Annotated in this window: 23 protein-coding genes and 1 pseudogene; 14 read left to right on the plus strand and 10 right to left on the minus strand. The window is 63.5% G+C overall.

What is annotated here, in order from left to right; translation table 11 throughout:
• Positions 1 to 646, plus strand: a 646-nt coding sequence (locus SJH88_RS13840) for a ProQ/FINO family protein (RefSeq protein ID WP_274754807.1), incomplete at its 5' end; no start/stop codon positions are given.
• A 15-nt stretch (positions 647 to 661) separates the two neighbouring features.
• Here the strand turns inward: SJH88_RS13840 and SJH88_RS13845 are convergent.
• From SJH88_RS13845 to lplT, 8 genes are all read right to left on the minus strand, one after another.
• Entirely contained in the window at positions 662 to 2209 is a 1548-nt protein-coding gene (locus tag SJH88_RS13845; protein WP_042411898.1) for an AAA family ATPase, read from the minus strand.
• Between the two features lie 9 nt (positions 2210 to 2218).
• The gene (locus tag SJH88_RS13850) at positions 2219 to 2812 is read right to left on the minus strand and encodes a hypothetical protein (protein ID WP_270150586.1); all 594 of its coding nucleotides are present in this window, start codon (positions 2810 to 2812) and stop codon (positions 2219 to 2221) included.
• Positions 2812 to 2988 carry a hypothetical protein gene (locus tag SJH88_RS13855; protein ID WP_260674575.1) on the minus strand — a complete coding sequence of 59 codons (177 nt, stop codon included), beginning with the start codon at positions 2986 to 2988 and terminating at the stop codon, positions 2812 to 2814. The genes SJH88_RS13850 and SJH88_RS13855 overlap by 1 nt, the downstream gene beginning before the upstream one ends.
• A gap of 17 nt (positions 2989 to 3005) precedes the next feature.
• Complete coding sequence (locus SJH88_RS13860) at positions 3006 to 4721, minus strand: hypothetical protein (RefSeq protein ID WP_274754808.1); 1716 nt, start codon at positions 4719 to 4721, stop codon at positions 3006 to 3008.
• A gap of 18 nt (positions 4722 to 4739) precedes the next feature.
• The gene (locus SJH88_RS13865; protein WP_274754809.1) at positions 4740 to 5213 is read right to left on the minus strand and encodes a hypothetical protein; all 474 of its coding nucleotides are present in this window, start codon (positions 5211 to 5213) and stop codon (positions 4740 to 4742) included.
• A 160-nt stretch (positions 5214 to 5373) separates the two neighbouring features.
• Entirely contained in the window at positions 5374 to 5868 is a 495-nt protein-coding gene (locus SJH88_RS13870) for a glutathione peroxidase (RefSeq protein ID WP_274754810.1), read from the minus strand.
• A 64-nt stretch (positions 5869 to 5932) separates the two neighbouring features.
• Complete coding sequence (locus SJH88_RS13875) at positions 5933 to 6814, minus strand: DMT family transporter (RefSeq protein WP_270150598.1); 882 nt, start codon at positions 6812 to 6814, stop codon at positions 5933 to 5935.
• Positions 6815 to 6889: 75 nt separating this feature from the next.
• On the minus strand, positions 6890 to 8182 hold the full coding sequence (lplT, locus tag SJH88_RS13880) for a lysophospholipid transporter LplT (protein WP_274754811.1): 1293 nt from the start codon (positions 8180 to 8182) through the stop codon (positions 6890 to 6892).
• A gap of 143 nt (positions 8183 to 8325) precedes the next feature.
• On the opposite strand from lplT, the gene alr reads away from it, so the two are divergent.
• From alr to SJH88_RS13925, 9 genes are all read left to right on the plus strand, one after another.
• The gene (gene alr, locus SJH88_RS13885) at positions 8326 to 9441 is read left to right on the plus strand and encodes an alanine racemase (RefSeq protein ID WP_210929974.1); all 1116 of its coding nucleotides are present in this window, start codon (positions 8326 to 8328) and stop codon (positions 9439 to 9441) included.
• Positions 9442 to 9727: 286 nt separating this feature from the next.
• Complete coding sequence (gene radA, locus SJH88_RS13890) at positions 9728 to 11113, plus strand: DNA repair protein RadA (protein ID WP_274754812.1); 1386 nt, start codon at positions 9728 to 9730, stop codon at positions 11111 to 11113.
• Between the two features lie 67 nt (positions 11114 to 11180).
• The gene (locus SJH88_RS13895) at positions 11181 to 11612 is read left to right on the plus strand and encodes a glycerate kinase (RefSeq protein WP_151044502.1); all 432 of its coding nucleotides are present in this window, start codon (positions 11181 to 11183) and stop codon (positions 11610 to 11612) included.
• Positions 11613 to 11728: 116 nt separating this feature from the next.
• On the plus strand, positions 11729 to 11938 hold the full coding sequence (locus tag SJH88_RS13900) for a zinc-finger domain-containing protein (RefSeq protein ID WP_210606974.1): 210 nt from the start codon (positions 11729 to 11731) through the stop codon (positions 11936 to 11938).
• Between the two features lie 90 nt (positions 11939 to 12028).
• Complete coding sequence (locus tag SJH88_RS13905; protein WP_274754813.1) at positions 12029 to 12820, plus strand: glycosyltransferase family 2 protein; 792 nt, start codon at positions 12029 to 12031, stop codon at positions 12818 to 12820.
• 114 nt (positions 12821 to 12934) lie between these two features.
• The gene (locus SJH88_RS13910) at positions 12935 to 13696 is read left to right on the plus strand and encodes a glycosyltransferase family 25 protein (protein ID WP_274754814.1); all 762 of its coding nucleotides are present in this window, start codon (positions 12935 to 12937) and stop codon (positions 13694 to 13696) included.
• Positions 13696 to 14952 (plus strand): O-antigen ligase family protein, encoded by a 1257-nt coding sequence (locus SJH88_RS13915; RefSeq protein WP_274754815.1) that lies wholly within the window; start codon positions 13696 to 13698, stop codon positions 14950 to 14952. The genes SJH88_RS13910 and SJH88_RS13915 overlap by 1 nt, the downstream gene beginning before the upstream one ends.
• Positions 14939 to 15193 (plus strand): YrbL family protein, encoded by a 255-nt coding sequence (locus SJH88_RS13920; RefSeq protein ID WP_274754816.1) that lies wholly within the window; start codon positions 14939 to 14941, stop codon positions 15191 to 15193. Before SJH88_RS13915 ends, SJH88_RS13920 begins: the two co-directional genes overlap by 14 nt.
• Complete coding sequence (locus SJH88_RS13925; protein ID WP_274754817.1) at positions 15151 to 15585, plus strand: YrbL family protein; 435 nt, start codon at positions 15151 to 15153, stop codon at positions 15583 to 15585. Before SJH88_RS13920 ends, SJH88_RS13925 begins: the two co-directional genes overlap by 43 nt.
• A 10-nt stretch (positions 15586 to 15595) precedes the next feature.
• Here the strand turns inward: SJH88_RS13925 and SJH88_RS13930 are convergent.
• Positions 15596 to 16406: pseudogene (locus tag SJH88_RS13930) on the minus strand (exodeoxyribonuclease III).
• Here SJH88_RS13930 and pyrE point away from each other — a divergent pair.
• Both pyrE and SJH88_RS13940 read left to right on the plus strand, forming a co-directional pair.
• Complete coding sequence (gene pyrE, locus SJH88_RS13935; protein ID WP_274754818.1) at positions 16405 to 17103, plus strand: orotate phosphoribosyltransferase; 699 nt, start codon at positions 16405 to 16407, stop codon at positions 17101 to 17103. The pseudogene SJH88_RS13930 and the gene pyrE overlap by 2 nt on opposite strands.
• A 65-nt stretch (positions 17104 to 17168) precedes the next feature.
• A complete protein-coding gene (locus SJH88_RS13940; protein WP_274754819.1) occupies positions 17169 to 17777 on the plus strand; it encodes a DUF4124 domain-containing protein in 609 nt (202 codons plus the stop codon).
• 45 nt (positions 17778 to 17822) lie between these two features.
• Here SJH88_RS13940 and SJH88_RS13945 read toward each other — a convergent pair whose 3' ends face one another.
• Complete coding sequence (locus SJH88_RS13945; protein ID WP_274754820.1) at positions 17823 to 18059, minus strand: hypothetical protein; 237 nt, start codon at positions 18057 to 18059, stop codon at positions 17823 to 17825.
• A gap of 310 nt (positions 18060 to 18369) precedes the next feature.
• Here SJH88_RS13945 and SJH88_RS13950 point away from each other — a divergent pair, with 310 nt between their 5' ends.
• Positions 18370 to 19467, plus strand: coding sequence for a GGDEF domain-containing protein (locus tag SJH88_RS13950; protein WP_274754821.1), 1098 nt, complete (start codon positions 18370 to 18372; stop codon positions 19465 to 19467).
• A gap of 361 nt (positions 19468 to 19828) precedes the next feature.
• Positions 19829 to 21845, plus strand: a 2017-nt coding sequence (locus SJH88_RS13955) for a methyl-accepting chemotaxis protein (RefSeq protein ID WP_274754822.1), incomplete at its 3' end; no start/stop codon positions are given.

Below are 21845 nucleotides of genomic sequence, written 5' to 3' on the forward strand. Positions count from 1 at the left end.
CCGCCCTGCGGCGCCGGCCGCAGCCCGTCCCGCGCGCGAAGTGCACCCCGTGCTGGCGCAACTGGCCACCCTGCACCCCACGCTGTTTGGCGCCACGGTCCTGCCCCTGAAGCGTGGCATCTACCAGGACCTGCTGGCCCTGCATGGCGAAGCCCTGGACAAGGCCGGCCTGAAGGTGGCCCTGGCCATCCACACGCGCTCGACCCGCTACCTGAACGCCGTGGCCGCCGGTGCGCCGCGCCATGACCTGCAAGGCGCCGTGGTGGAAGCCATGGCCCCGGGCCATGTGTTCCACGCCCTGGTCGAGGTCTTCAAGCGCAAGAAGCCGCGCGATGGCGAGGACCTGCAGGCCAAGCTGCGCCGCCGCATGGCCCTGGCCTTCATCGACAGTGGCCTGTCGCGCGAGGCCTACCTGGAATCGCTGCAGGTGCGCGATGCCGACACCCAGGCCCTGCTGGACGCTGCCCTGGATGAGGTGGCCGAGCAGGACGCCAAGGCCGAAGCCGTGCACCGCGCCTACGTGGCCAGCGGTTCGGGCGATGTGCACGCGTTTGCCGAGATGTATGGCATGAACGCCCACACGGTGATGCGCCAGCTGCACCGCGCGGGCCAGCTGCAGGCGGCCCGCCAAGCTGGCGAGGCCTGAGCTCGTCAGCGCGCGTCAGCTGAGGACCTGGCGGCGTGGTCGTGCTTGCGGGCTGGCCTGGCCAATCGGCTGCCCCGAAGCCGGAACCGCCCGCTCACGGCCCCAGGCGCGGATGTTCTCGATTTGTTCGGGAGCGGTCTTGGACAGAGGCACAACATTGACAAAGCTGCGGCGGAACAGGTCCGGTGTCGCCGCAGCATCGCCGCGCAGATAGGCTTCCTTGACCACTTCCCGCACCGCAGACTCCAGGTCGGAGCCGGCAAACCCTTCGGACAACTGCACCAGTTCGTCCAGCAGGGTGGGCTCCACCGCCTGGCGCAGGCCGCGCTGGGTGTAGATCTCGATGATTTCGCGGCGCTCGGCCGGCGTCGGTAGATCCACAAAAAACAGCTCGTCAAAGCGGCCGCGGCGCAGCAGCTCGGGAGGCAGGCGCGAGACATCGTTGGCCGTGGCCACCACAAACACCCGGGCGCGCGATTCCTGCAGCCAGTACAGGAACTGCCCCACCAGGCGTGTGGCCGTGCCGCCGTCGCTGCTGGAGCCTGCGCCGGCCAGGCCTTTTTCGATCTCGTCGATCCACAGCACACAGGGTGCCACATGGTCGGCCGTGGACAGGGCGTCCTTGAGGCGGGTTTCGCTCTGACCCAGGTATTGGCCGTGGATGGTGGACAGGTCCAGCCGGTACAGCGGCAGGCTCCAGTTGGCGGCGATGGCCTTGGCCGACAGTGATTTGCCGCAACCCGGCACGCCCACCAGCAGTACGCCCCGTGGCGGGCGAATGCCGCGTTCGCGCAGATCGGCGGTGAGCAGCGGCTGCTCTTTGTCCAGCCAGGCTTTGAGGCCACCCAGGCCGCCCACGTTCAATTCCGTGCCACGCACGTTCACGCGTTCAATGCCCGAAATGTCGGCAAAGATGCGGTCCTTGGCGTGCATCACCTCCACCATGTCGGCCTTGGTGATGCGGCCATTGGCCAGCAGGGTGGCGATGATGTTTTCGGCCTCGATGCGTGAAATGCCGGCCAGGGCGGCGGCGGCGCGGCGCTCATCGGCTTCGTCCCACTCAATCGGAAAGTGCGCGCGGTAGGCCGACAGGTTTTCCTGCACGATGGCCAGCATCTCGTCCTCGCTGGGGGCCGACAGCACCAGCGACATGCCGGCGCGCTGCAGCTGGCCCCACACGGGTTTGGTGGTGATGACCACCACGGAGCCGCTGTGCTCGGCCGCCAGCATGACCACGTCCAGCAGGTGGCGGGCGGCAGGCGTGTCGTCCTCGATGTCGGAGACTTCGGTCAGCACGACCGTCAGGTTCTGGCGCTGGGCAAACTGCTGGCTGGCAAAGTCCACGGCCCCGGTGACCGATCGGTCGTCGTTCACGCCGCGGTTGCTGCCCAGTTCGCGCGTGCCCTGGGATAGGGTGTGCACAAAGATGGGGGCCTGCAGGTTGGTGCCCACCTCGCGCAGCAATTCCAGGACGCGGCTGCGTTCGGCGCTGCGGATGGAGATGAAGGGAATGCGGGCCTTGAGGTAGCGCGTGAGCGTGGCTTTGAATTCGGTGGTGTCCATGGACCAAGGCTAGGAAAGAATGTTGCGGCGGCGGGGTGCGCCTGCGGCCGTCTCCACGGTGGTGGGGGCGGGGGTGTCGTGCAGCTCGTTCTGCGCGGGCGGATTGGCGTACCGCGTGAGGGCGTTGTGGCGCAGCAGCGAAGCCAGGCGACCGCTGCGGTCGCTCTGGGCCGTGTCCAGCAGGGACTGCTGGGCGCGTTCGGCAAACTTACGCACTTCGGCCCCGAGCTGGCTGCGGGTGCTTTCTGGCACCGCCGGCAGCAGGCACAGCTGGTGGATGAAGGCCAGTTCGTGCCGTGCCTGTAGCAAGGCCCGCACCACCAGGCTTTCATCGGCACCCAGGCGCAGATTGCGTGTCAGGCGTTCGGCGCACAGGCCCAGGCGGCGCTGCACCTCCGTGCTGATGCGCTCCACAAACAAGGGGGCCACGCCCCCGCTCAAGGACAGCTGGCCCTGGTGCAGCTGGGCCAGGCAGCGGGCATCGTCATCGCCCTGGGCCAGGCGGTCCAGCCAGGTGCTCCACTGCGCGTAGCTCTGAGGGGCGGCCTCCGTGTGGGAGGTGTCCGCCGGCCCGGAGGCCGGGCGGCGCAACCACCCCCACATCACTTGATGCGCCGCACAAAAGGCGAGGCCGGCAGCAGGTCCCAACTGGGCAGGGCGCCGGCCAGGGCATCGTGCGCCACGGGCTGGACGGTCGCGGCAGGTGCGAGCGGGGTCTGCGCGGGGGGCGTGGGGGCGGTGTCGCTGGGGTTGGATGGGGGCAAGATTTCACGGACCATGGGTCAATCTCCTGGGTTTAGGCGGCGGCCATCACACGGCGCACGCTGTCGTGGCTGGACAGCAGATGCTGCTCGGGGCTGATGCCTTCGAGCAGCGCGGTCACTGCGGCGGACACCGCATCGCGGCGAGCCAGATCACGGCGCAGTTCCACCAGCTCGGCCAGGCAGGCGCGCAGGGCCTGGGCCGATTGCTCCTTGAGGCGGGCAAAGTCGCTGCGGATCTTCTCGCGCAGTTTTTGTACTTGGCGGTAGCCCAGGTAGGCCCAGCCCAGGGCGGCCAGGCCCATCAGGGCGACCACCATGCCGCTGCCCAAGCCCATGAAGATCAGGATCACGCCCAGGGCGATAGCACCCCAGTGTTTGAGGCCCAGCTTGGCCTCCGCCAGGGCCTCGGCCTCGCGGCGGTCCAGGTGGGCGGCCAGGTCGGTCAGCAGGGCGGCCTCGTTGTCGCCCTGGCTGGTCTGGCCTGTCCAGTCCTCGATGGCAATGTCCACCTGGGTGGGCACGGCCTGGCGCGCGCGGGCCGTGACGTCACTGTGGGCATCCAGGATCCAGTCGCGCGAGTGTGCAATCGCAAAGCGCTGGGTGGCGCGCGTGACGTGCGAGGTCTCGGGGTGCATCGCGGCATTGGTCAGCAGCTGGGTGAAGTCCACCTGCTCGTCCAGGGTCTTGGCCTGCAGCTGGTAGCGGGCCTGGGCGGCGCGCTTGTCGCCACTTTCCTCGATGATCAGGCGGCACAGCTCTTCCTGGCGGCGCAGGGGCAGTTCCTCGTCGTCGAAACGGGTGACCAGGGTGGTGAGCAAATCGTCCACGGCCACCAGCACACTGCTGGCGGGTTTGATCTCGCCCTGGAATACGCCCTCGAAGTGTTGCAGCACGGCGCCTTGCATGGCGGCGGCGTTCAGGCTGGTGTTCAGTGCCTGCCAGGTTGGGCTGAAGCGCGACAGGTGGGGGTAGCGGCCCGCATGGTCTTCGTTCGGGGTCTTGGAGCGCAGGGCATCGCTCCACTGGCTGCGCTGGGTTTCCGCGAAGCCGGCCTGCTGTGACAGCTCTTCGATCCAGGCCGTGATGCGTTTGGAACACAGCTGGGTGGTGTCTGCAGTGAACACCCCATTGGCCATGGCGTCCACCATGACCACGGTCTGACGGTCCAGCTGGAAGGGGTTTTGCAGGCCGAAATAGCGATCCAGCCAGGTGCGGTTGGCTTCGCTGCGGCCGGCGCGGCGGGCGATCAGGGCAAAGAACAGCGAGGTTTTTTCGTCGTCGCGGCGCAGGGCTTCGGCCAGGGCGCGCTGGGCCAGGTCCTGCTTGTCGCCCAGCCAGGCCGCCAAGGCGACCAGGGCCGGGGCCAGCCAGTAGCGGGGGGTGGACAGCATCAGTTCCTCGGTGGCGCCGCGCAGGGTTTCCTGGCGCACCAGCTGGATGTCCGAGGCCTGCAGAATGCCGGTGGCCTGGCGGCGCACCACGGCGTTCTGGCCGAAGGTGTTTTCGATTTCCTGGCGGATCTTGACCTGGCGGGTTTCTGCCAGGGACAGCTCCTTGGCTTTGAGGTCGGCTTCCACAAAATCGGCAAAGGCCTGCTCCAAGCGCGACAACTCGGAGCGGGTCTGCGACAGGTCGCGCCCCACGTTGTCCACCTGGTTGGAAACCGTGCCGATGTCGCTTTGCAGGCTGCGTAGCGAACCGAGGATCAGGGACAGGTCGGCGACCTGGATGATGCGTTCAGAGCTCATGGAAGGGTGTGGGACAGGTCAAACATCAATGATCGCGGTCTGCCCGGAGGCGCTGACGGCGATCAGGCGGCTGGCATACACCTCGATAAAGGCATAACCAGGGTGCAGGGCCAGGCTGCGGGCACGTTCCAGCAGCGCGGGCAGGGACTCGTGGGTTTTGTAGTGCTGGATGATCTGGCCGCTGCAATCCAGGGTGTGGACTTCAAAGGGCGCACCCAGGTAGCAGCGTGCGACGATGCCGTGTGGCAGGGCGTCGACGGACACGTCGGGCAGTTCCTGGCGGATGGCGTCGATCAGGGCTTGGGTGGCGGCCGGACTGTGCACATGGCCGCCGGCATCCAGGCGGGTGACGGCTTGGATATAGGCCGAGGAGCGTTTGAGCCGCAGGCGTGCCTGCAAGGCTGCGCCGCTGAGGGTGGGGGTCACCCGTGCCGAGGTCGCCAGGGTGGGAGTGCTAGTGGACGGCTGTGCGCCCAGAAGGGATCGGACCATGCGAGTTACTAACCGCCGCCGGCGGGGGCGCGGGGGGATGACCAGTCATAAAACTGGCGCATGGGCACTGTCACTTGGAGCCCAGGCGCCACCTAATAGTGAGCAAGTGTAACTGCTTTGTGTGAGGCCACGACGGGCCGCACGCGGGCGCCTGTGAGGCTCAGAGGACCGGCGTGTCCAGTGCGGCCTCGATGGCCTCGACCAGCGTGGCCGGGGTGTCTCGGGGGGCGTAGCGGGCCCGCACCTGGCCATCGCGGCCAATCAGGAACTTGGTGAAGTTCCATTTGATGGACTGTGTGCCCAGGATGCCCGGGGCTTGCGCCTTGAGCCATTGGAACAGCGGGTGGGCCTGTGGGCCGTTCACGTCCACCTTGGCCATCATGGGAAAGTCCACGCCGTAGTTGCGTTGGCAGAAGCCGGCGATCTCGCTGTCGCTGCCGGGGTCCTGCCGCCCGAACTGGTTGCAGGGAAAGCCCAGGATCACCAGACCCCGGGAGGCATAGCGCTGGTGCAGGTCCTGCAGCCCGGCGAACTGCGGCGTGAAACCGCAGGCGCTGGCGGTGTTGACCACCAGCACCACCTGGCCTGCGTAAGCGGACAGGGGCGCGCTGTGGCCGTCGATGCGGGTGGCGGAGAAGTCGGACAGCTGGGGCATGCGGGCCTCGGGGTGCAAATGGTGACGGTGGTTGTAGCACAGCGCCGGCGGCCGTGGCCCCGCGTCAGTGCGGGCGCCGGTGCTGCAGCACGGCCAGCAGGGCGCCGCCCACGATCAGGGCCCCGCCCAGCAGCATGCGCGGCGTGAGTTCGGTGGCGCCCAGCAGCCAGGCCGAGATGCTGGCGAACAGCACCTCCGACAGCATGATCAGCGAGGTGGTGCTGGTCGGGATGCGCGAGGCGCCGTATTGCAGCGCCCACGAGCCGATGGCCACCAGCACGGCCATGCCCACGGCGCAGGCGATCCAGCCCGGCGCCGGCGCGGGAATGCCGGGGAACTGGCCACCCAGGTAGCCGGCCGTGGCGGTCGCCAGCCCCATGCCCATGCAGCCCAGGAACATGGCCAGCACCCGCGCCATGCTGGGCGTGTGAAAGCAGCGGCGCAGGATCACATTCGTCATCGCAAAGCACAGGCCGCCGAAGATGGCCAGGTACTCGGGCAGGCCCAGGCCCGCGGTCAGGCTGCGCCAGGTGGCGCCCGGCGGCACGATGACCAGGGCCATGCCGCTGAAGGCCAGTACCAGGCGCAGCAGGCTTTGCGGCGTGGGGCGTTCACCCAGGAAGCGCCAGGCCAGCAGCACCGTCCAGGCGGGCATCAGGTAGAACAGCAAGATCACGCGCACCACGTCGCCGGTCGAGGCCGCGGTGTTGAACGACACATTCGTCAGCCCCGAGGACAGGGCCAGCAGCCACAGCACCGGGTGGCGCAGGAACTGCGCCAGGCTGCCGCGCAGGCACACGATGGTGCCCAGGGCCAGCACGCTGTAGATCATGCCCGTGGCCCAGGGCGCAGCCAGGCCGGCGGCGCGCATGGTCTGGAACGGCCACCAGGCCAGCCCCCAGACCATGGCGTTGAACAACAGGGCGAGGTAGGGCCAGGAATGCATGTCAAAAATGGTTCCGGCGCAGGTTCTGCCTGCGCCGGATGCTATGAAGAATGAAGGGGCGAGGCTGTGGGGCGCTCAGTGGTGGTGGTCGTAGCGGGCAATGCTCAGCAGGCGCCGCACCTCACCGCCGTGCTTGCGGCAGTTGTGGCGGTACCAGCGGCCGATCAGCCACATGGTGAAGGCCACGATCACGCCGAAGCCGGTGATGGCGCCATAGGCCGACAGGCCCCACAGGGTGCTCAGGGCGTACAGGGCGCCCAGGCCCAGGATGCAGGCCTGTTCGTTGAAATTCTGCACGGCGATGGAGCGCCCGGCGCCCATCAGGTTGTGGCCCCGGTGCTGCAGCAGCGCGTTCATGGGCACGACCAGGAAGCCGCCCAGCCCGCCCAGCACGATCAGGAAGGGCACGGCCACCCATAGGTTGCTGATGAAGTTCATGCAGATCACCAGCAGGCCCATGGCAATGCCCATGGGGATCACGCGCGTGGCGTGCTGCAGGCGCATGCGCATCGAGGCCATCACCGCACCCACGGCCGTGCCGATGGCCACCACGCCCACCAGGGCCGAGGCCTGGCTGGTGCCATAGCCCAGGGCCACGGCGGCCCAGGCCAGCACGATGTAGCGCAGATTGCCGGACACGCCCCAGAACAGGGTGGTGGTGGACAGCGAGATCTGGCCCAGCTTGTCGCGCCACAGGCGGCGGTTGCAGTCGCGGAAGTCGGGCAGCAGGGCCAGGGTATTGCCGAACAGGCCCTGGGTCGGGTCCTGGCGCAGCGGCACCAGGGGCGCTGTGGTGCGCGGGATGCGCAGGTTGAAGGCCGCCGCCAGGGCATAGACGAAGACCAGCACGCCGATTGCCGCTTCGGCGGCGTTGTCCACGCCGGGCAGGTTCAGCGCCAGCAGGTGGCCGGAGATGACGGGGCCGACCAGCTGGCCGCCCAGCAGCACGCCCAGGATGATGGAGGTGATGGTCAGCCCCTCGATCCAGCCGTTGGCCTTGACCAGCTGCGACGGGGGCAGCAGCTCGGTCAGGATGCCGTACTTGGCGGGCGAATAGGCCGCAGCCCCCAGTCCCACCACGGCATAGGCCAGCAGCGGGTGGTGGCCAAACAGCATCAGCAGGCAGCCCACCACCTTGATGGCATTGCTGATGAACATGACCCGGCCCTTGGGCAGCGCATCGGCAAAGGCGCCGACAAAGGGCGCCAGCACCACGTAGAACAGGGCGAACATGGGGACCAGGGCGGCACTCTGCCATTCGGGCGCACCGCCGGTGCGCAGCAGCTCCACGGCTGTGACGAACAGGGCGTTGTCGGCCAGCGAGCTGAAAAACTGCGCTGACATGATGGTGTAGAAACCGCGCTTCATGAAATGCTGTGCGCACGCGCGACCACGGGGGCCAGTGCACGAAAAAGGGTTGTCCCAGTGGCGAACGACTGGCGGTTATATCACGCAGCCCTTAGCCATCAGTGCCAGAATGCCTGTCGTTTGCCCTCAGGAAACTTTTCGCCATGCCGCGCCCCATTCTCGCCACCATCCACCCCCAAGCCCTGCGCCACAACCTGGAACAGGTGCGCCGCGCCGCGCCGGACGCCCAGCTGCTGTGCGTGGCTAAGGCGAATGCCTATGGCCATGGGGTGGAGCATGCCTTCCAGGGCCTGCGTGCGGCCGATGGCTTTGCCGTGCTGGAGATCGCCGAGGCCCAGCGCCTTCGCGCCCTGGACTGGCGCGGCCCGATCCTGCTGCTGGAGGGCGTGTTCGAGCCGCGCGATCTGGAGCTGTGCTCGCGCCTGGGCCTGTGGCACACCGTGCACTGCGATGCCCAGATTGACTGGCTGGCCGCGCACAAGACCCAGGTGCCGCACCGCGTGTTCCTGAAGATGAACAGCGGCATGAACCGCCTGGGCTTCACGCCCGAGCGCTTTCGCAGCGCCTGGGCGCGCCTCAACGCGCTGCCGCAGGTGGAGGAGATCTCCTTCATCACCCACTTCAGCGACGCCGACGGCCCGCGCGGCACGGCGCACCAGTTGCAGGTGTTCGAGCAGACCACGCACGACCTGCCCGGCGAGCGCAGCCTGAGCAACAGCGCCGCGGCCCTGCTGCAGGGCACGCGCGAGGCCGTGCGCGGCGACTGGGTTCGCCCCGGCATCGTGCTGTACGGCAGCTCGCCCGACTACCCCACGCACACGGCGGACCACTGGGGCCTGCAGCCGGCCATGAGCCTGACCAGCCAGATCATCGGCACGCAGCAGCTGCACGCCGGCGACACCGTGGGCTATGGCTCCACCTTCACGGCCGAGGGCGATCTGCGCCTGGGCGTGGTCGCCTGCGGCTATGCCGACGGCTATCCGCGCCTGTGCGGCACCGGCACGCCGGTGCTGGTCAATGGCGTGCGCACCCGCCTGCTGGGCCGCGTCAGCATGGACATGGTTTGTGTGGACCTGACGCCCGTGCCCGACGCGCAGCTGGGCAGCGAGGTGGTGCTGTGGGGGCGCTCGCCGCGCCACGGCAGCGTGCTGTCGATCGACGAAGTGGCCGCCGCTGCGGGCACCGTAGGCTACGAACTGATGTGCGCCGTGGCCGCGCGCGTGCCCGTGGTCAGCGACGAGGACGCGCTGCGGCCCTGAGCGGGGTGCGGTCCAGGCGGCACGCCATCCGCCATCCGTCCTCACACGCCACTCCCCAAAGGAGAGCGCCTGGCGCTTGCCAAATCATTGCTTGCAGGACTTTGGTTGCTGAAAGTCGCAGAGGGATTGCGCAAGCTGCTCTCTTTTTAGAAATTGGCACCCCCCAGTGCGTGCAGACACGGCCGTACCCGGCGGCGCCCGCCCCTGCCGCCGCTCCATCGGTGCGACCCATCGGGGTGCCCGTGGCCAGCCCAGCGCGACCGGGTGCCGCCGATATAGTGCGGGCATGGCCAAAGACAAAACCATTTACACCTGCAACGCCTGCGGCGGCACCACGCCGCGCTGGCTGGGCAAATGCCCGAACTGCGGCGCCTGGAACAGCCTGATCGAAAGCGTGCCCGAGGCCGCCTCGGGCGGCAAGAACCGCCTCAGCGCCCCCCAGGGCTATGCCGGCCTGGCCAATGCCCAGCCCGTGACGCCGCTGGCCGCCATCGAGGCCCAGGACGTGGCGCGCACGCCCAGCGGCATCGAGGAGCTGGACCGCGTGCTGGGGGGCGGCGTGGTGGAGGGCGGGGTGGTGCTGATCGGCGGCGACCCCGGCATCGGCAAGTCCACCCTGCTGCTGCAGGCCATGGACGCGCTGCAGCGCGCCGGCCTGCCCACGCTGTATGTGACCGGTGAAGAAAGTGGCTCCCAGGTCGCGCTGCGTTCGCGTCGGCTGGGCATTGATGGCAGCCTGGTCAACCTGCTGGCAGAAATTCAGCTGGAAAAAATCCTGGCCACGGTGGAGGCCACGCAGCCCGCCGTGGTGGTCATCGACTCCATCCAGACCATGTACTCCGACCAGTTGACCAGCGCCCCCGGCTCGGTGGCCCAGGTGCGCGAGTGCGCGGCCCACCTGACGCGCATGGCCAAGGGCACGGGCATCACGGTGATCCTGGTCGGCCACGTCACCAAGGAGGGTGCGCTGGCCGGCCCGCGCGTGCTGGAGCACATGGTCGACACGGTGTTGTACTTCGAGGGCGATACCCACAGCCCGCACCGCCTGGTGCGTGCCATCAAGAACCGCTTTGGCGCGGTCAACGAGATCGGCGTCTTCGCCATGACCGAAAAAGGCCTGAAGGGCGTGAGCAACCCCAGTGCCATCTTCCTGAGCCAGCACACCGAGCCCGTGCCCGGCAGCTGCGTGATGGTGACGCTGGAAGGCACGCGCCCGCTGCTGGTGGAAATCCAGGCCCTGGTCGATGGCGCGGGCCCGGCGCCGCGGCGCCTGTCGGTGGGCCTGGACAAGGACCGGCTGGCCATGCTGCTGGCGGTGCTCAACCGCCATGCCGGCGTGGCCTGTGCCGACCAGGACGTGTTCGTCAACGCCGTGGGTGGGGTGCGCATTGGCGAGCCAGCGGCCGATCTGGCGGTGATGCTGTCCATCACCAGCAGCCTGCGCGGCAAGGCGCTGCCCAAGGGTTTCATCGCCTTTGGCGAAGTCGGCCTGGCCGGCGAGGTGCGGCCCGCGCCGCGCGGCCAGGACCGCCTCAAGGAAGCCGCCAAGCTCGGCTTTACCGTGGCCATCGTGCCCAAGGCCAATGCACCCAAGAAGCCGATTGCGGGGCTGACCATCCATGCGGTCGAGCGTGTGGATGAGGCCATGCAGGTGGCGCGTGGGCTGGATTAGTCCGGCTGGCTGCGGGATACGCACTGCCCACAAAACAGGCAGCCTTCTCCCATAAGAGAATGACAGCATGAATGCGCGCAACGTAATGATCCCCCTGGGCCTGCTGGCCCTGCTGTACCTGGCCTATGACTCGCTGGGCTGGAAGGGCGTCGCCGCCGTGGGCGGCGGTATTCTCATGTGGCTGCTGCTGCACTTCACGCGGCTGATGACCGTCATGCGCCGCGCGGCGGAGCGCCCCATCGGCTATGTCGGCAGCGCCGTGATGCTCAACGCCAAGCTCAAGCCCAAGGTCAACCTGATGCATGTGGTGGCCCTGACCCGCTCGCTGGGTGAGCGCCTGTCCGAAGAAGGTCAGGACCCCGAGATCTACCGCTGGACCGATGGCACGGATTCGCACGTGACCTGCGAGTTCGTGAACGGTCGCCTGGTCAAGTGGACGCTGGTGCGTCCGCAGAAATCTGAAACCCAGGCACCTCAGTCACCGACGGTGGCAAGCTAAGCTTTAGAATCCCTCACAGACGGAAGGCTGGCTCCGGGCCAGCTTTTTATTCAGATTTGAACTGCAAGCAGCCTGCACGCACAGGCTGCCTTCCACCTGTGAGAGAGACACCTACCATGAGTACCACTGCCATCGTCGAACTGACTGCCAAAGACCTGAACCAGCAAGGCGGCGTCTACTGCCCCAGCCCCAAGGCAGACATGAAGCTGTGGAATGGCCACCCCAAGGTCTATATCGATGTGGCCCACCACGGCGAAGGCAAGTGCCCCTATTGCGGCACGGTCTACAAGCTCAAGGCCGGGGAAGTGTTTGCCGGTGGGCATTAGGATCAAGTATCTAATTCATGAGAAGAAACAGCCGCAAAAACAATTGCTTTGCGGCGTTTTTGTTTTTAAAGACTCCTGGATTTTTTTGTCATGTCGTTGCCAATGAACAGCAAACCAACGCTCACTGTCGCAGTTCTTACCCTGAATGAAGCCAAACGCATTCGAGCCTGCCTGGAGAGCGCCCAGTTTGCTGACCAATTGCTTGTAGTGGACAGTGGCAGTACCGATGACACGGTCAAGATTGCGCGGGAAATGGGCGCAGAGGTATTGGTGTACCCGGATTGGCAAGGATTCGCAGTACAGCGCAATCGCTTGTTGCAGCATGCAACAGGGGACTTCATCTTCTTTCTGGATGCCGATGAGGTGATGGGGGAAGCATTTCAGCGAGAGTTGCAGGCCATTGTTGCGGCGGGTCAGGCGGGAGTCTGGAAAATCCGTTGGCGTATGGTGGCTTTTGGTAGGGAGCTGAAATATTTGCGCTCCACTTCACTGGTCGAGCGCTTGTTTGTGCGCAAGCAAGTGCTGCAATTTACTGGTGTTGTGCATGAAGAGGCGCAGCTCAGTGTAGACGTACCTCGATTTGCCATGAAATCCCCGCTGCTGCACTATTCACGAGATTCTGTTCGGGATAGTTTGCAAAAACTAACGCAATATTCCATGTTGGGGGCAGCAAAACGTGCCGAAAAAGGAAAGCGGGGCGGAGTCTTGAGAGGACTGGCCTCTGGCACTTCAATGTTCATACGGCTGTATATCCTGCATCTGGGATTTTTGTGTGGTGGGGCAGGATTCTTATACTGTTTGTTTGTTGCCCTTGAGGCATTTTTCCGTTATGCAGCTTTGGGGTATGACGAAGTTTTTCTGAGTAATGTGAAGCGTTCGTAATCAGTGTTTTTCAGCTCAAAATGAATGAGTAGGCGTTAATAAATACGTATTATAAAATAAAATTCACCTTTACCAGGTGTATGAAATTTATTTAAAGTTTTAAGGAGTTTTGAAATGTTTGAGGTTAAAATTATTTCGCTGAAAAGTCAGGAAAAACGGCGAAAGCACATGGCAGATTTATTTGATAAATCGGATGTGAATTGGAGTTTTTTTGATGCCGTCCCAGGTGTTCAAGTTGATCCTTATCTCTCACACTATGATCAAAAACAGCGCCGGAGATTTCCTGGTCATGATATGACTCGCAATGAAATTGCATGTTTTATTTCCCATCGAGAGGTTTGGAAGCTCTGTGCTGAAGCTGGGCATGCTTTTGTGGTTTTAGAAGACGATGCATATGTTTTGCAGCAAGGATGTAGTGTAGATTCATTGAAAGTCCTCATGGAGGATTTTGAGAAAATTCCGCACAGAGACTGCGTGATTAGGCTGGGTCATGGAGGATATAAAAACGAATACCATTTCCTGCGCAAGCTGCCTGCCGGATTTTCACTGGTTCGTTACCAGCGAGACCCTTTGTGCGCGTTGGCATATGTAATTACACCCAGTGTGGCCAAAAAGCTGATAAAAAACAGCGAGAAATTTTTCCTTGCAGTGGATGATTACTTGTGGAACGGCAACGAGAGTGGAGTCTTTGTCCTGGATATTGAACCTGTTTTGTTTTCTGCTGCAGTGGAGGGAAATCCATCCACGATAGGGGAGCGTAAAAAGGAAAAGATGGGGCCTTGGAAAAAGCTGCAAAGAGAGTTTTTTCGCTTCTTCTTTATCAGAAAGCAGCGTGAATTTGAGAAAAAAGCTGTAAAAGTTTTGAAGGAATATTGATGTCAAATTTCTTGCTTATGTTGAAACAAGATAAAAAATCATTATTTGCTGGGTTTCTTTGTTTTGTTTTTTTTGCACTGTTTCTTATTGAGAAAAAATCTTATTCACTGGTGATGTTGGGGATGGTGATATTCTCGCTATGGACCTTTCAATCATGGTGGAAATCTGAAAAAGATCCTGATGTAAAAAAACTGGCATGGTATTTCCTTGTTCTGGCTATTGTGTGGGGACATTCTTTTGATGGTTTGTTCAGTTGGTCGAATGAGGGCGATCTGTTGGCGCGTTATGGGCTTGGGGCGCTGCTGTTGCTCCCATTTGCACGTGCAGGCGTGGGATATAAGTTTTTATTTAGAGGGGTTGCATGTGGTGCAATCTTTTCGGGTATTTATGCTTTGATCCAGTTTCCTGAGTTGGGGCGAGCCGAAGGGTTTACGAATGCGATTCGGTTCGGCAATATTGCATTGCTGATGAGCGTCTTCTTGGTTATTTATGCTATTTCACTGAAGAAAATCACAGCGGAGTCTTTGTTCTGCATATTTGCCGCCATCATGGGATTGACAGCCTCTCTTCTCTCATTATCACGTGGAGGTTGGATTTTTCTGTTTTTGATGCCATTTATTCTTATTTTTATGTTTGAAGGTAAAAAAATGAGGATGAAAGCGCTGGCATCTTTTGTCGGTCTTGGAGTATTTGCTGTGCTGATTCTTTCACAAGTGGATTTTTTTCAGCACAGGGTCCTGCTTGCGAAGCAGGAAGTGCAAGGGTACTTTCATGATAAAGAAAAGTACGTTGAAACATCGGTTGGAGCGCGTTTGGAACAATGGCAGCTTGCGTGGAAACTCGGCATGGAAAAGCCTGTTTTTGGTTGGGGTGAGCGAGGGATTCAAGAAGGCCGCAAGCAGATGGTCGAACATGGGGAAGCGCATGCAAGCGCGTTAACTATTCCCCATGCGCACCATGATTTTTTGGAAATGTGGGCTGTGCGTGGTTTTGTTGGTATGGTTTTTTTAATCTTTATTTATATGGTTCCATTCTGTATTTTCTTTCCGAATCAGAAAAAAATATCTGCTGTACCTGAAGAAAAAAGAAGTATCGCACGTGCACTTTATATGTCGGGCATGTGCATACCCCTGGCATATTTTGTATTTGGCCTGACGGACGTGTTCTTTAATTTAACTATCGGGCATGTATTTATGATATTTTCTATAATTTTTATTATGTCTGCTATTCAGGGAATTAAAAATGCTGAAAGTTGAACAATTAAAGAAGATCAGCCAGGGGACAGTGAAAGATATTTATTTGCATCCCGAGGATGCAACCAAGCTAATCAAGTTAATTAAGCCTGAACTGGTAGATGGTAAAGGTTGTTTTATCAAACATGGCACTCTTAAAGGAAACTACCAGCAAGGGATTTATCGACAGTTTCGACGAGAAATTCTGCAGTACCTACAGTTGTGCAAAAACGGTTATGCACAAAAAACTATGTATTCCCCATAGAAACACCCTATGGTTTCATCGCCACGGACCAAGGTCTGGGGTTGGTGACAGAAAGAATTCAAGATACCGATGGTCAAAGCCTGACGCTGGAAGTTTTAGCCAAAAAAAGAATGCTCGAAGACAAGCATCTGCAAGCACTGGCCCGTTTTTTCGATGACTGTGTACGGCTGCACGTGGTCTTTGGGGAGGTTAACGATGCCGGCTTGATCTATACCGAATCTCGTAACGGACGACCAGAGTTTGTACTGGTGGATGGCATTGGTGAAAAGTTACTGATTCCTATGCGGAGCATGTTTGCATCGGTGAATGCGCGTTACATCCGGAAGGTGCAGCAGCGCATCCATGCGCAGATTGCCGAGATCGAGCGCAGCAAGGCTGCGCGCACGTCGTAAGAGCAGCTGCTTACAGCTTCATCTCGTAGCCGATGGTGATCGGCGCATGGTCGGAGAACTTCTCCCCCTTGTAGATGGACTCCTCCCGTGCCAGGGCGGCGATGGCTGGGGTGGCGAGGTGGTAGTCCAGGCGCCAGCCCACGTTGTTTGCATAGGCCTGGCCGCGGTTGCTCCACCATGTGTAGCACTCGTCCGTGGTGTCGGGCTTGAGGCAGCGGTAGACATCCTTGATGCCGCCGTTTTCGTTATCGGCCAGCAGCATGTCCATCCAGGCGCGTTCTTCGGGGGTGAAGCCGCTGTTCTTCTGGTTGCTGCGCCAGTTTTTCAGGTCTTCCTTGCGGTGGGCAATGTTGATGTCACCGCACAGCACAAACTCGCGTTCGCCTTTCAGGCGCATCAGGTGGGCGTGCATCTTGGCCAGAAAGCGGAACTTGGCGGCCTGGCGGTCTTCGCCGGAGGAGCCGCTGGGAAAGTAGCTGCTGATGATGGAGAACTTGCGGGTGGGCGTATCAAAGCGCGCCTCCACGTATCGTCCTTCGGCATCGAACTCTTCAGGGTCAAAGCCTGCAATCACATCGCTGGGCTCGTGGCGGCTGTAGATGCCCACGCCCGAGTAGCCGCGCTTTGCGCAAATGGAAGACGCCGGGCATGCCTGCCAGGGAGTCAAACTTGCCGGCGATATCCGCAGCTTGGGCCTTGACCTCTTGCACGCAAATACAATCCGGGCCGGTCGCAGCGATCCAGTCCTCCACACCCTTGGACGCGGCAGAACGAATGCCGTTGAGGTTGAGGCTGGTCAATTTGAAAAGGGAAGCATCCATGTCTATCAGTGGCGCGCAGCAGGAACAGAACACTCAACTGGCGCAGGAATTTGTGCAGTTCGCCGTGCAATCCGGCGTATTGCGTTTTGGGGAGTTCAAGACCAAGGCCGGGCGTATGAGCCCTTATTTTTTCAATGCCGGCTTGTTCGATGATGGCGCCAAGATGGCTCGCCTGGCGGAATTCTATGCAAAAGCCATTGTGGCCAGTGGCATGGAGTTTGATATGGTCTTTGGCCCTGCCTACAAGGGCATCCCTCTGGCCGCTACCGTGGCGGTGGAGCTGGCGCGCATGGGCAAGAACGTGCCCTTTGCCTACAACCGCAAGGAAGCCAAGGACCATGGCGAGGGCGGCACGCTGGTCGGCGCGCCCATCCAGGGCCGTGTGCTCATCATTGACGATGTGATGAGCGCGGGCACGGCAGCGCGTGAATCCATTGCCTTGATCCAGGCTGCGGGGGCTACGCCACACGCCGTGGCGATTGCGCTGGACCGCCAGGAGAAAGCCACCGAGAATGGCAAGGACGTGGACCACAGCGCCGTGCAGTACGTGCGCAACCAGCTGGGTCTGCAAGTCTGCGCGATTGCCAATCTGTCGGACTTGCTGGCCTACCTGGAGGCCCGAGGGGGCGAGGGTGACATGGCACAGCACCACGAACGGGTGCTGGCCTACCGCCAGCGCTATGGAGTGAACGACTGATACACCTTCATCACCGCATGCGGCTTGCTCGATACATTGGATGCCTGATTTTCTGGAACCTTGGATTGACGGCCGCGGTGATGGCGCAAAAAGCGCCAAGCTCCAGCGTCTACACCTGCACGGATGCCTCGGGGCAGCACCTGACCTCGGACCGCCCCATCCCACAGTGCCAGGACCGTGAACAGCGCGTGCTGGGCCCCAGCGGCATGGAGCGCTCACGGCTCGGCCCGGCGCTGACCGAGACCGAGATGGCGGAGCGGCTGGAGCAGCGCCGCCAGGCCGCCTTGCAGCAGCAACGTGAAAAAGAGCAGCGCCGCCGCGATGCGGCCCTGCTGGCGCGCTACCCGGATCGCCGCAGCCATGACGCGGCGCGACGCGACAGCCTGCAGACCATCGAGGAGCAGCAGGCCATGGTGCAGCAGCGCCTGGGCCTGCTGGGCCGCGAGCAGGCGCAGTTGCAGCAGGAGCTGGAGTTCTACGCCAAGGACCCCGGCAAGGCGCCGGCCCGCCTGCGCACCAGCATGCAGGAGGTCGATCAGGAAATGCAGGAGCAGCGCCTGTTGCTGCAGGGCCACCAGGACGATGCCCGGCGCGTGCACAACCGTTTTGATGCCGAGCTGCAACGCCTGCAGCCGCTGTGGAGCCCGCAGGCGGGCACGCCGCCGCGTCCATAAAAAAGGCATGCCGCGCGGGCATGCCCATGAAAACCGCAGGCGGGCTTACAAGGCCAGCCAGACCGTATCGCCCCCGGCGCTGGGTGGCTGGGGGGCAATCCCCAGCAGCGGCGCGTGGCGGCGCAGCAGCTCGTCAAAAAGTGCCGCCTCCGGGGCGCTGAGGCTCTCATCGCCGCGGTGGTAATCCGCTGCCAGTTGCGAGGTGGTGAAGCTCATGCGGCCAAACCGCTGCACGGCATTGCGCAGCTTGTCGAGGTTGATCGGGGCGGGGCTGCTGGTCATGGCATGTCTCCTCAAAAAGAACCAGGCGAAGTCGGCATGGCCTTGACTGTGGCATGGCTTGCGGTCCGCCACAAGGGGGCTGGGGTGGCCCCACGTCGCGCGGCAGTGGGCCGCTCATGCACGTCCGCAGCGCACCGTCCCGCATTGGGCGTCCGCCCTGGCGCGACCAAGTTGCGCCCTTGTCTGGCGTGCAGGCAGGCATTGCTGCGACGTAACGCGGACGCCTGCCACGCCCCAATACTGGGGTTGGATGGCGTGTGCTGCGCGGTGTGCACGCCGGTCCCTTTTCTTTCGCGCAGTGTGAGGCACGATGAGCCTGGTTTTTGTTCCTTCGGGGTTGCTGGTGGTGGCTGCTCTGGTGTGTGCCACCGTCTGGTGGCGGCGCCGCAACCATGGCGAACTGCTGTGGCTGGCGGCCAGCCTGTGCTTGGCGGCCCTGTCGATGCTGCCGTCCTCGGTGCTGGGGGCCTGGGATGTGGCCGGGTGGGCGTCGCTGTGGGCGCTGGGTGCCGTGGTGGCTGCGGCCCAGGCGCTGGCCCAGCGTTTTGGCCGCCAGGTGCAGTGGCTGGGGTGCGTGGCGGGCGCGGCGCTGGTGCTGGCGGGCCTGCTGGGCGGCGCCGCGTTGCCCGGTGTCTCCGGTGGAGAGCTGCAGGCCCTGGGCCTGACCGTGGTGCTGGGCCATGGCCTGCCAGGGGCGTGGCGCGCGCCCATCCGCCACCGCGGGGATACCGCTTTGCTGGGCGTGTGGCTGCTGGGCCTGTTAGGCGTCCTGGCCCAGCCCTGGGTGGGCCGCTGGGGGCTGGCCTATGTGCCCGGCTGGGGCGTGGGTGTGCTGGAGTTGCTGATTGGCGCCGGGCTGCTGACCGCCACCATGCTGGCCTGCGTCTGGGCCGACACGCGCCACCGCAGCGGGGGGGCAGACCGCCGCTCCGCCAGCGACACCGGTCTGGCCGACCGGCACGCGTTCGAGGCCGCCTGCGGGCTGCGGCCGTTTGAACGCCAGAGCCGCGTGCTGGCGCTGTGCGATGTGGAGCACCTGCCGGCGCAGCGGGGACCGTGCGCCCAGGTGCAGCGCCGCTTTGCCCAGATCCTGCGCGCCAACGTGCGCGAGGGCGACCATGTGGCCCACCTGGGCGAGGAGGCCTTTGCCCTGGCCCTGCGCCAGATCGACATGGCCAATGCCCAGGCCCTGGTGCAGCGCATCGCCTTGCAGGTGCAGGAGCAGCTCAGGGAGGGGGCCGAGGCGGGCGCGCCGGAGCCGGTCAGTGCCAGCTTTGGCCTGGCCATGGTGCGCGAGGTCGACACCCTGGCGATTGCCATGCACCGCGCCGATGTGCTGCTCTACCAGGCCAAGGAGGGTGGCACCGGCCAGGTGGGCGTGGACGAGGTGGCGACCGAGGCCGCCTGAGCCGCAGCGTTCGCATTGAGATAATTTGAGAGCGCCCTGCGCAGCAAGGACGAGCGCTGCAGCGCAATTTGGCGTGTGATGCCCTTGGCGCGGCACCGGCCCGCTTTCCGCCAGCTTGCATGCAGCTTGCAAACGGCGCCGGACAAACCCTGAGCCACAGATTGCAACACTTGGTTACCGCTTGATCGACATCAAGGGCGGGTTGCGGCAGTCTCGCTACGCTCCAGCCCCAGATTCACCAAGCCTTGCGCTTGGTCAGCATGCTTTTGCGCAAACGCATGACTGGGGGGGTGCTGTGCAGCGGCATTCCACACCCGTGCGCACACAACAACGGCGTGGAACGCCGTGAAGGAGATGACCGATGCACATCGGCCAACGTTTTTGGCGCCGCCAAGGGCTGGGCGCCAAGCTGGCGATCACCAATTTTGTCTGGGTCGCGTCCATCCTGGGGCTGCTGGTCCTGGGCATTGCCTGGGGCGTCAGCCATTCCCTGCAGTCCAAGATGCACAGCGAGATGCAGCAAGGCATCCAGATGCTGCACCGCTTCATTGAGTCCAACGACAAGGACCTGCGCCAGCGCACCCAGTTCCTGGCCGACAGCCTGGCGCGCAGCCTGCAGGGCACGTTGAGCCTGGACCGCTCGGGCAGCGAGCCGCTGCTCAGCCTGAATGGCGAGCTGCTCAACGGCAACGACGTGCACATCCAGGGCTTCACACGCAGCACCGGCGCCGTGGCCACCGTGTTCGCGGCCCAGGGCCAGGGTGACTTCCTGCGCATCGCCACCACGCTGAAGAACGAGCAGGGCGAAGCCGCCCTGGGCAGTCTGCTGGACCGTGCCCACCCTGCCTACGCTGCCATCCAGGCGGGGCAGAGCTACATGGGCCTGGCTAACCTGTTCGGCCGCCAGTACATGACGCACTACCGCCCGCTCAAGGACGCCTCAGGCACCACCGTCGGCATCGCCTTTGTGGGCCAAGATTTCTCGGAACTGCTGGACCACCTCAAGGCCTCGATCCGCAGCCTGCAGGTCGGCCAGAGCGGCTACTACTTCGTGCTGCGCGCCGAGGATGGCCCGCAGCGCGGCCAACTGGTGGTGCACCCCGCGCAGGAAGGCAAAAACATCAGCGATTCGCAGGACAGCGACGGCCATTTCTTCATCCGCGACATGCTGGACCGCAAGCAGGGCAGCATCACCTACCCCTGGACCAACCCCGGCGAGAGCCAGGCGCGCGAGAAGCTGGCCGTTTTCGGCCACTACGCACCGTGGAACTGGGTGTTCGCCTCCAGCGCCTACGTGGATGAATTCACCGCCGAAACCCAGGCGCTGATCATCAAGTTCGCCGCCATGGGCCTGGGTGCGGTGCTGGTGCTGGCGGCCGTGTGGTTCTGGCTGATCCGCCGCATGATCGTGCGTCCCTTGAACGAAGCCAGCCGCATGGCCGATGCGATTGCCGAAGGCGACCTCACCGTGCGCATCCGCAGCGACCGCCAGGACGAGATCGGCCACTTGCTGGAGGCCATGAACAACACCAGCACCGGCCTGACCCGCGTGGTCAGCACCGTGCACGAGCAGGCCCACAGCGTGGCCCTGGCCAGCGCCGAAATCGCCCAGGCCAACCAGGACCTGGCCACGCGCACCGAAAGCGAGGCCAGCGCCCTGGAAGAGACCGCCGCCGCCATGGAGGAGCTGGGCTCCACCGTGGCCCACAACGCCGACCACGCCCAATCCGCCGACCAGCGCACGCGCGAAGCCCAGCGCGTGGTCACCGAAGGCGGCCAGGCCGTGCGCAAGGTGGTGCAGACCATGCAGGGCATCGACGCCAGCAGCAAGAAGATTGCCGACATCATCGGCGTGATCGACGGCATCGCCTTCCAGACCAACATCCTGGCGCTGAATGCGGCAGTGGAAGCCGCGCGCGCCGGCGAGCATGGCCGTGGCTTTGCCGTGGTGGCGGGCGAGGTGCGCGCCCTGGCGGGCCGCAGTGCCGAGGCCGCCAAGGAAATCAAGCAGCTCATCAGCCACAGCGTGGCCGAAATCCATGCTGGCAACCAGCAGGCCGCGCACGCCGGCGAGACCATGGAGCAGGCCATCACCGAGATCGAGAAGGTTACCCAGCTGATCACCGACATCAGCCATGCCAGCGGCGAGCAAAGCAACGGTGTGGCCCAGGTGGCCGAGGCCGTCACCCACATGGACCAGACCACGCAGAAGAATGCCGCCCTGGTCGAGGAAATGGCCGGGGCCACCGAAGGCCTGCGCAAGCAGTCCGAGGAACTGGTGCGCGCCGTCTCCATCTTCCGTCTGCAGGGCGGCCCCGTGAACCCGCTGCGCAGCCCGGTGCTGGCGCCGCGTGGGGCCCCCGTCGACACCGGCCGCG

It is taken from the genome of Comamonas sp. GCA5 (assembly GCF_036541385.1).
Taxonomy (GTDB): domain Bacteria; phylum Pseudomonadota; class Gammaproteobacteria; order Burkholderiales; family Burkholderiaceae_C; genus Comamonas; species Comamonas aquatica.

What these genes read in the sequence shown, in the direction of transcription:
- radA (WP_274754812.1), top strand. Translation starts at nt 9,728, where the DNA reads ATGGCCAAAGACAAAACCATTTACACCTGCAACGCCTGCGGCGGCACC.
- lplT (WP_274754811.1), bottom strand. Translation starts at nt 8,182, where the DNA reads ATGAAGCGCGGTTTCTACACCATCATGTCAGCGCAGTTTTTCAGCTCG.
- SJH88_RS13850 (WP_270150586.1), bottom strand. Translation starts at nt 2,812, where the DNA reads ATGTGGGGGTGGTTGCGCCGCCCGGCCTCCGGGCCGGCGGACACCTCC.
- SJH88_RS13950 (WP_274754821.1), top strand. Translation starts at nt 18,370, where the DNA reads ATGAGCCTGGTTTTTGTTCCTTCGGGGTTGCTGGTGGTGGCTGCTCTG.
- SJH88_RS13870 (WP_274754810.1), bottom strand. Translation starts at nt 5,868, where the DNA reads ATGCCCCAGCTGTCCGACTTCTCCGCCACCCGCATCGACGGCCACAGC.
- SJH88_RS13875 (WP_270150598.1), bottom strand. Translation starts at nt 6,814, where the DNA reads ATGCATTCCTGGCCCTACCTCGCCCTGTTGTTCAACGCCATGGTCTGG.
- SJH88_RS13915 (WP_274754815.1), top strand. Translation starts at nt 13,696, where the DNA reads ATGTCAAATTTCTTGCTTATGTTGAAACAAGATAAAAAATCATTATTT.
- SJH88_RS13855 (WP_260674575.1), bottom strand. Translation starts at nt 2,988, where the DNA reads ATGGTCCGTGAAATCTTGCCCCCATCCAACCCCAGCGACACCGCCCCC.
- SJH88_RS13905 (WP_274754813.1), top strand. Translation starts at nt 12,029, where the DNA reads ATGTCGTTGCCAATGAACAGCAAACCAACGCTCACTGTCGCAGTTCTT.
- SJH88_RS13900 (WP_210606974.1), top strand. Translation starts at nt 11,729, where the DNA reads ATGAGTACCACTGCCATCGTCGAACTGACTGCCAAAGACCTGAACCAG.
- alr (WP_210929974.1), top strand. Translation starts at nt 8,326, where the DNA reads ATGCCGCGCCCCATTCTCGCCACCATCCACCCCCAAGCCCTGCGCCAC.
- SJH88_RS13895 (WP_151044502.1), top strand. Translation starts at nt 11,181, where the DNA reads ATGAATGCGCGCAACGTAATGATCCCCCTGGGCCTGCTGGCCCTGCTG.
- SJH88_RS13945 (WP_274754820.1), bottom strand. Translation starts at nt 18,059, where the DNA reads ATGACCAGCAGCCCCGCCCCGATCAACCTCGACAAGCTGCGCAATGCC.
- pyrE (WP_274754818.1), top strand. Translation starts at nt 16,405, where the DNA reads ATGTCTATCAGTGGCGCGCAGCAGGAACAGAACACTCAACTGGCGCAG.
- SJH88_RS13865 (WP_274754809.1), bottom strand. Translation starts at nt 5,213, where the DNA reads ATGGTCCGATCCCTTCTGGGCGCACAGCCGTCCACTAGCACTCCCACC.
- SJH88_RS13860 (WP_274754808.1), bottom strand. Translation starts at nt 4,721, where the DNA reads ATGAGCTCTGAACGCATCATCCAGGTCGCCGACCTGTCCCTGATCCTC.
- SJH88_RS13845 (WP_042411898.1), bottom strand. Translation starts at nt 2,209, where the DNA reads ATGGACACCACCGAATTCAAAGCCACGCTCACGCGCTACCTCAAGGCC.
- SJH88_RS13920 (WP_274754816.1), top strand. Translation starts at nt 14,939, where the DNA reads ATGCTGAAAGTTGAACAATTAAAGAAGATCAGCCAGGGGACAGTGAAA.
- SJH88_RS13910 (WP_274754814.1), top strand. Translation starts at nt 12,935, where the DNA reads ATGTTTGAGGTTAAAATTATTTCGCTGAAAAGTCAGGAAAAACGGCGA.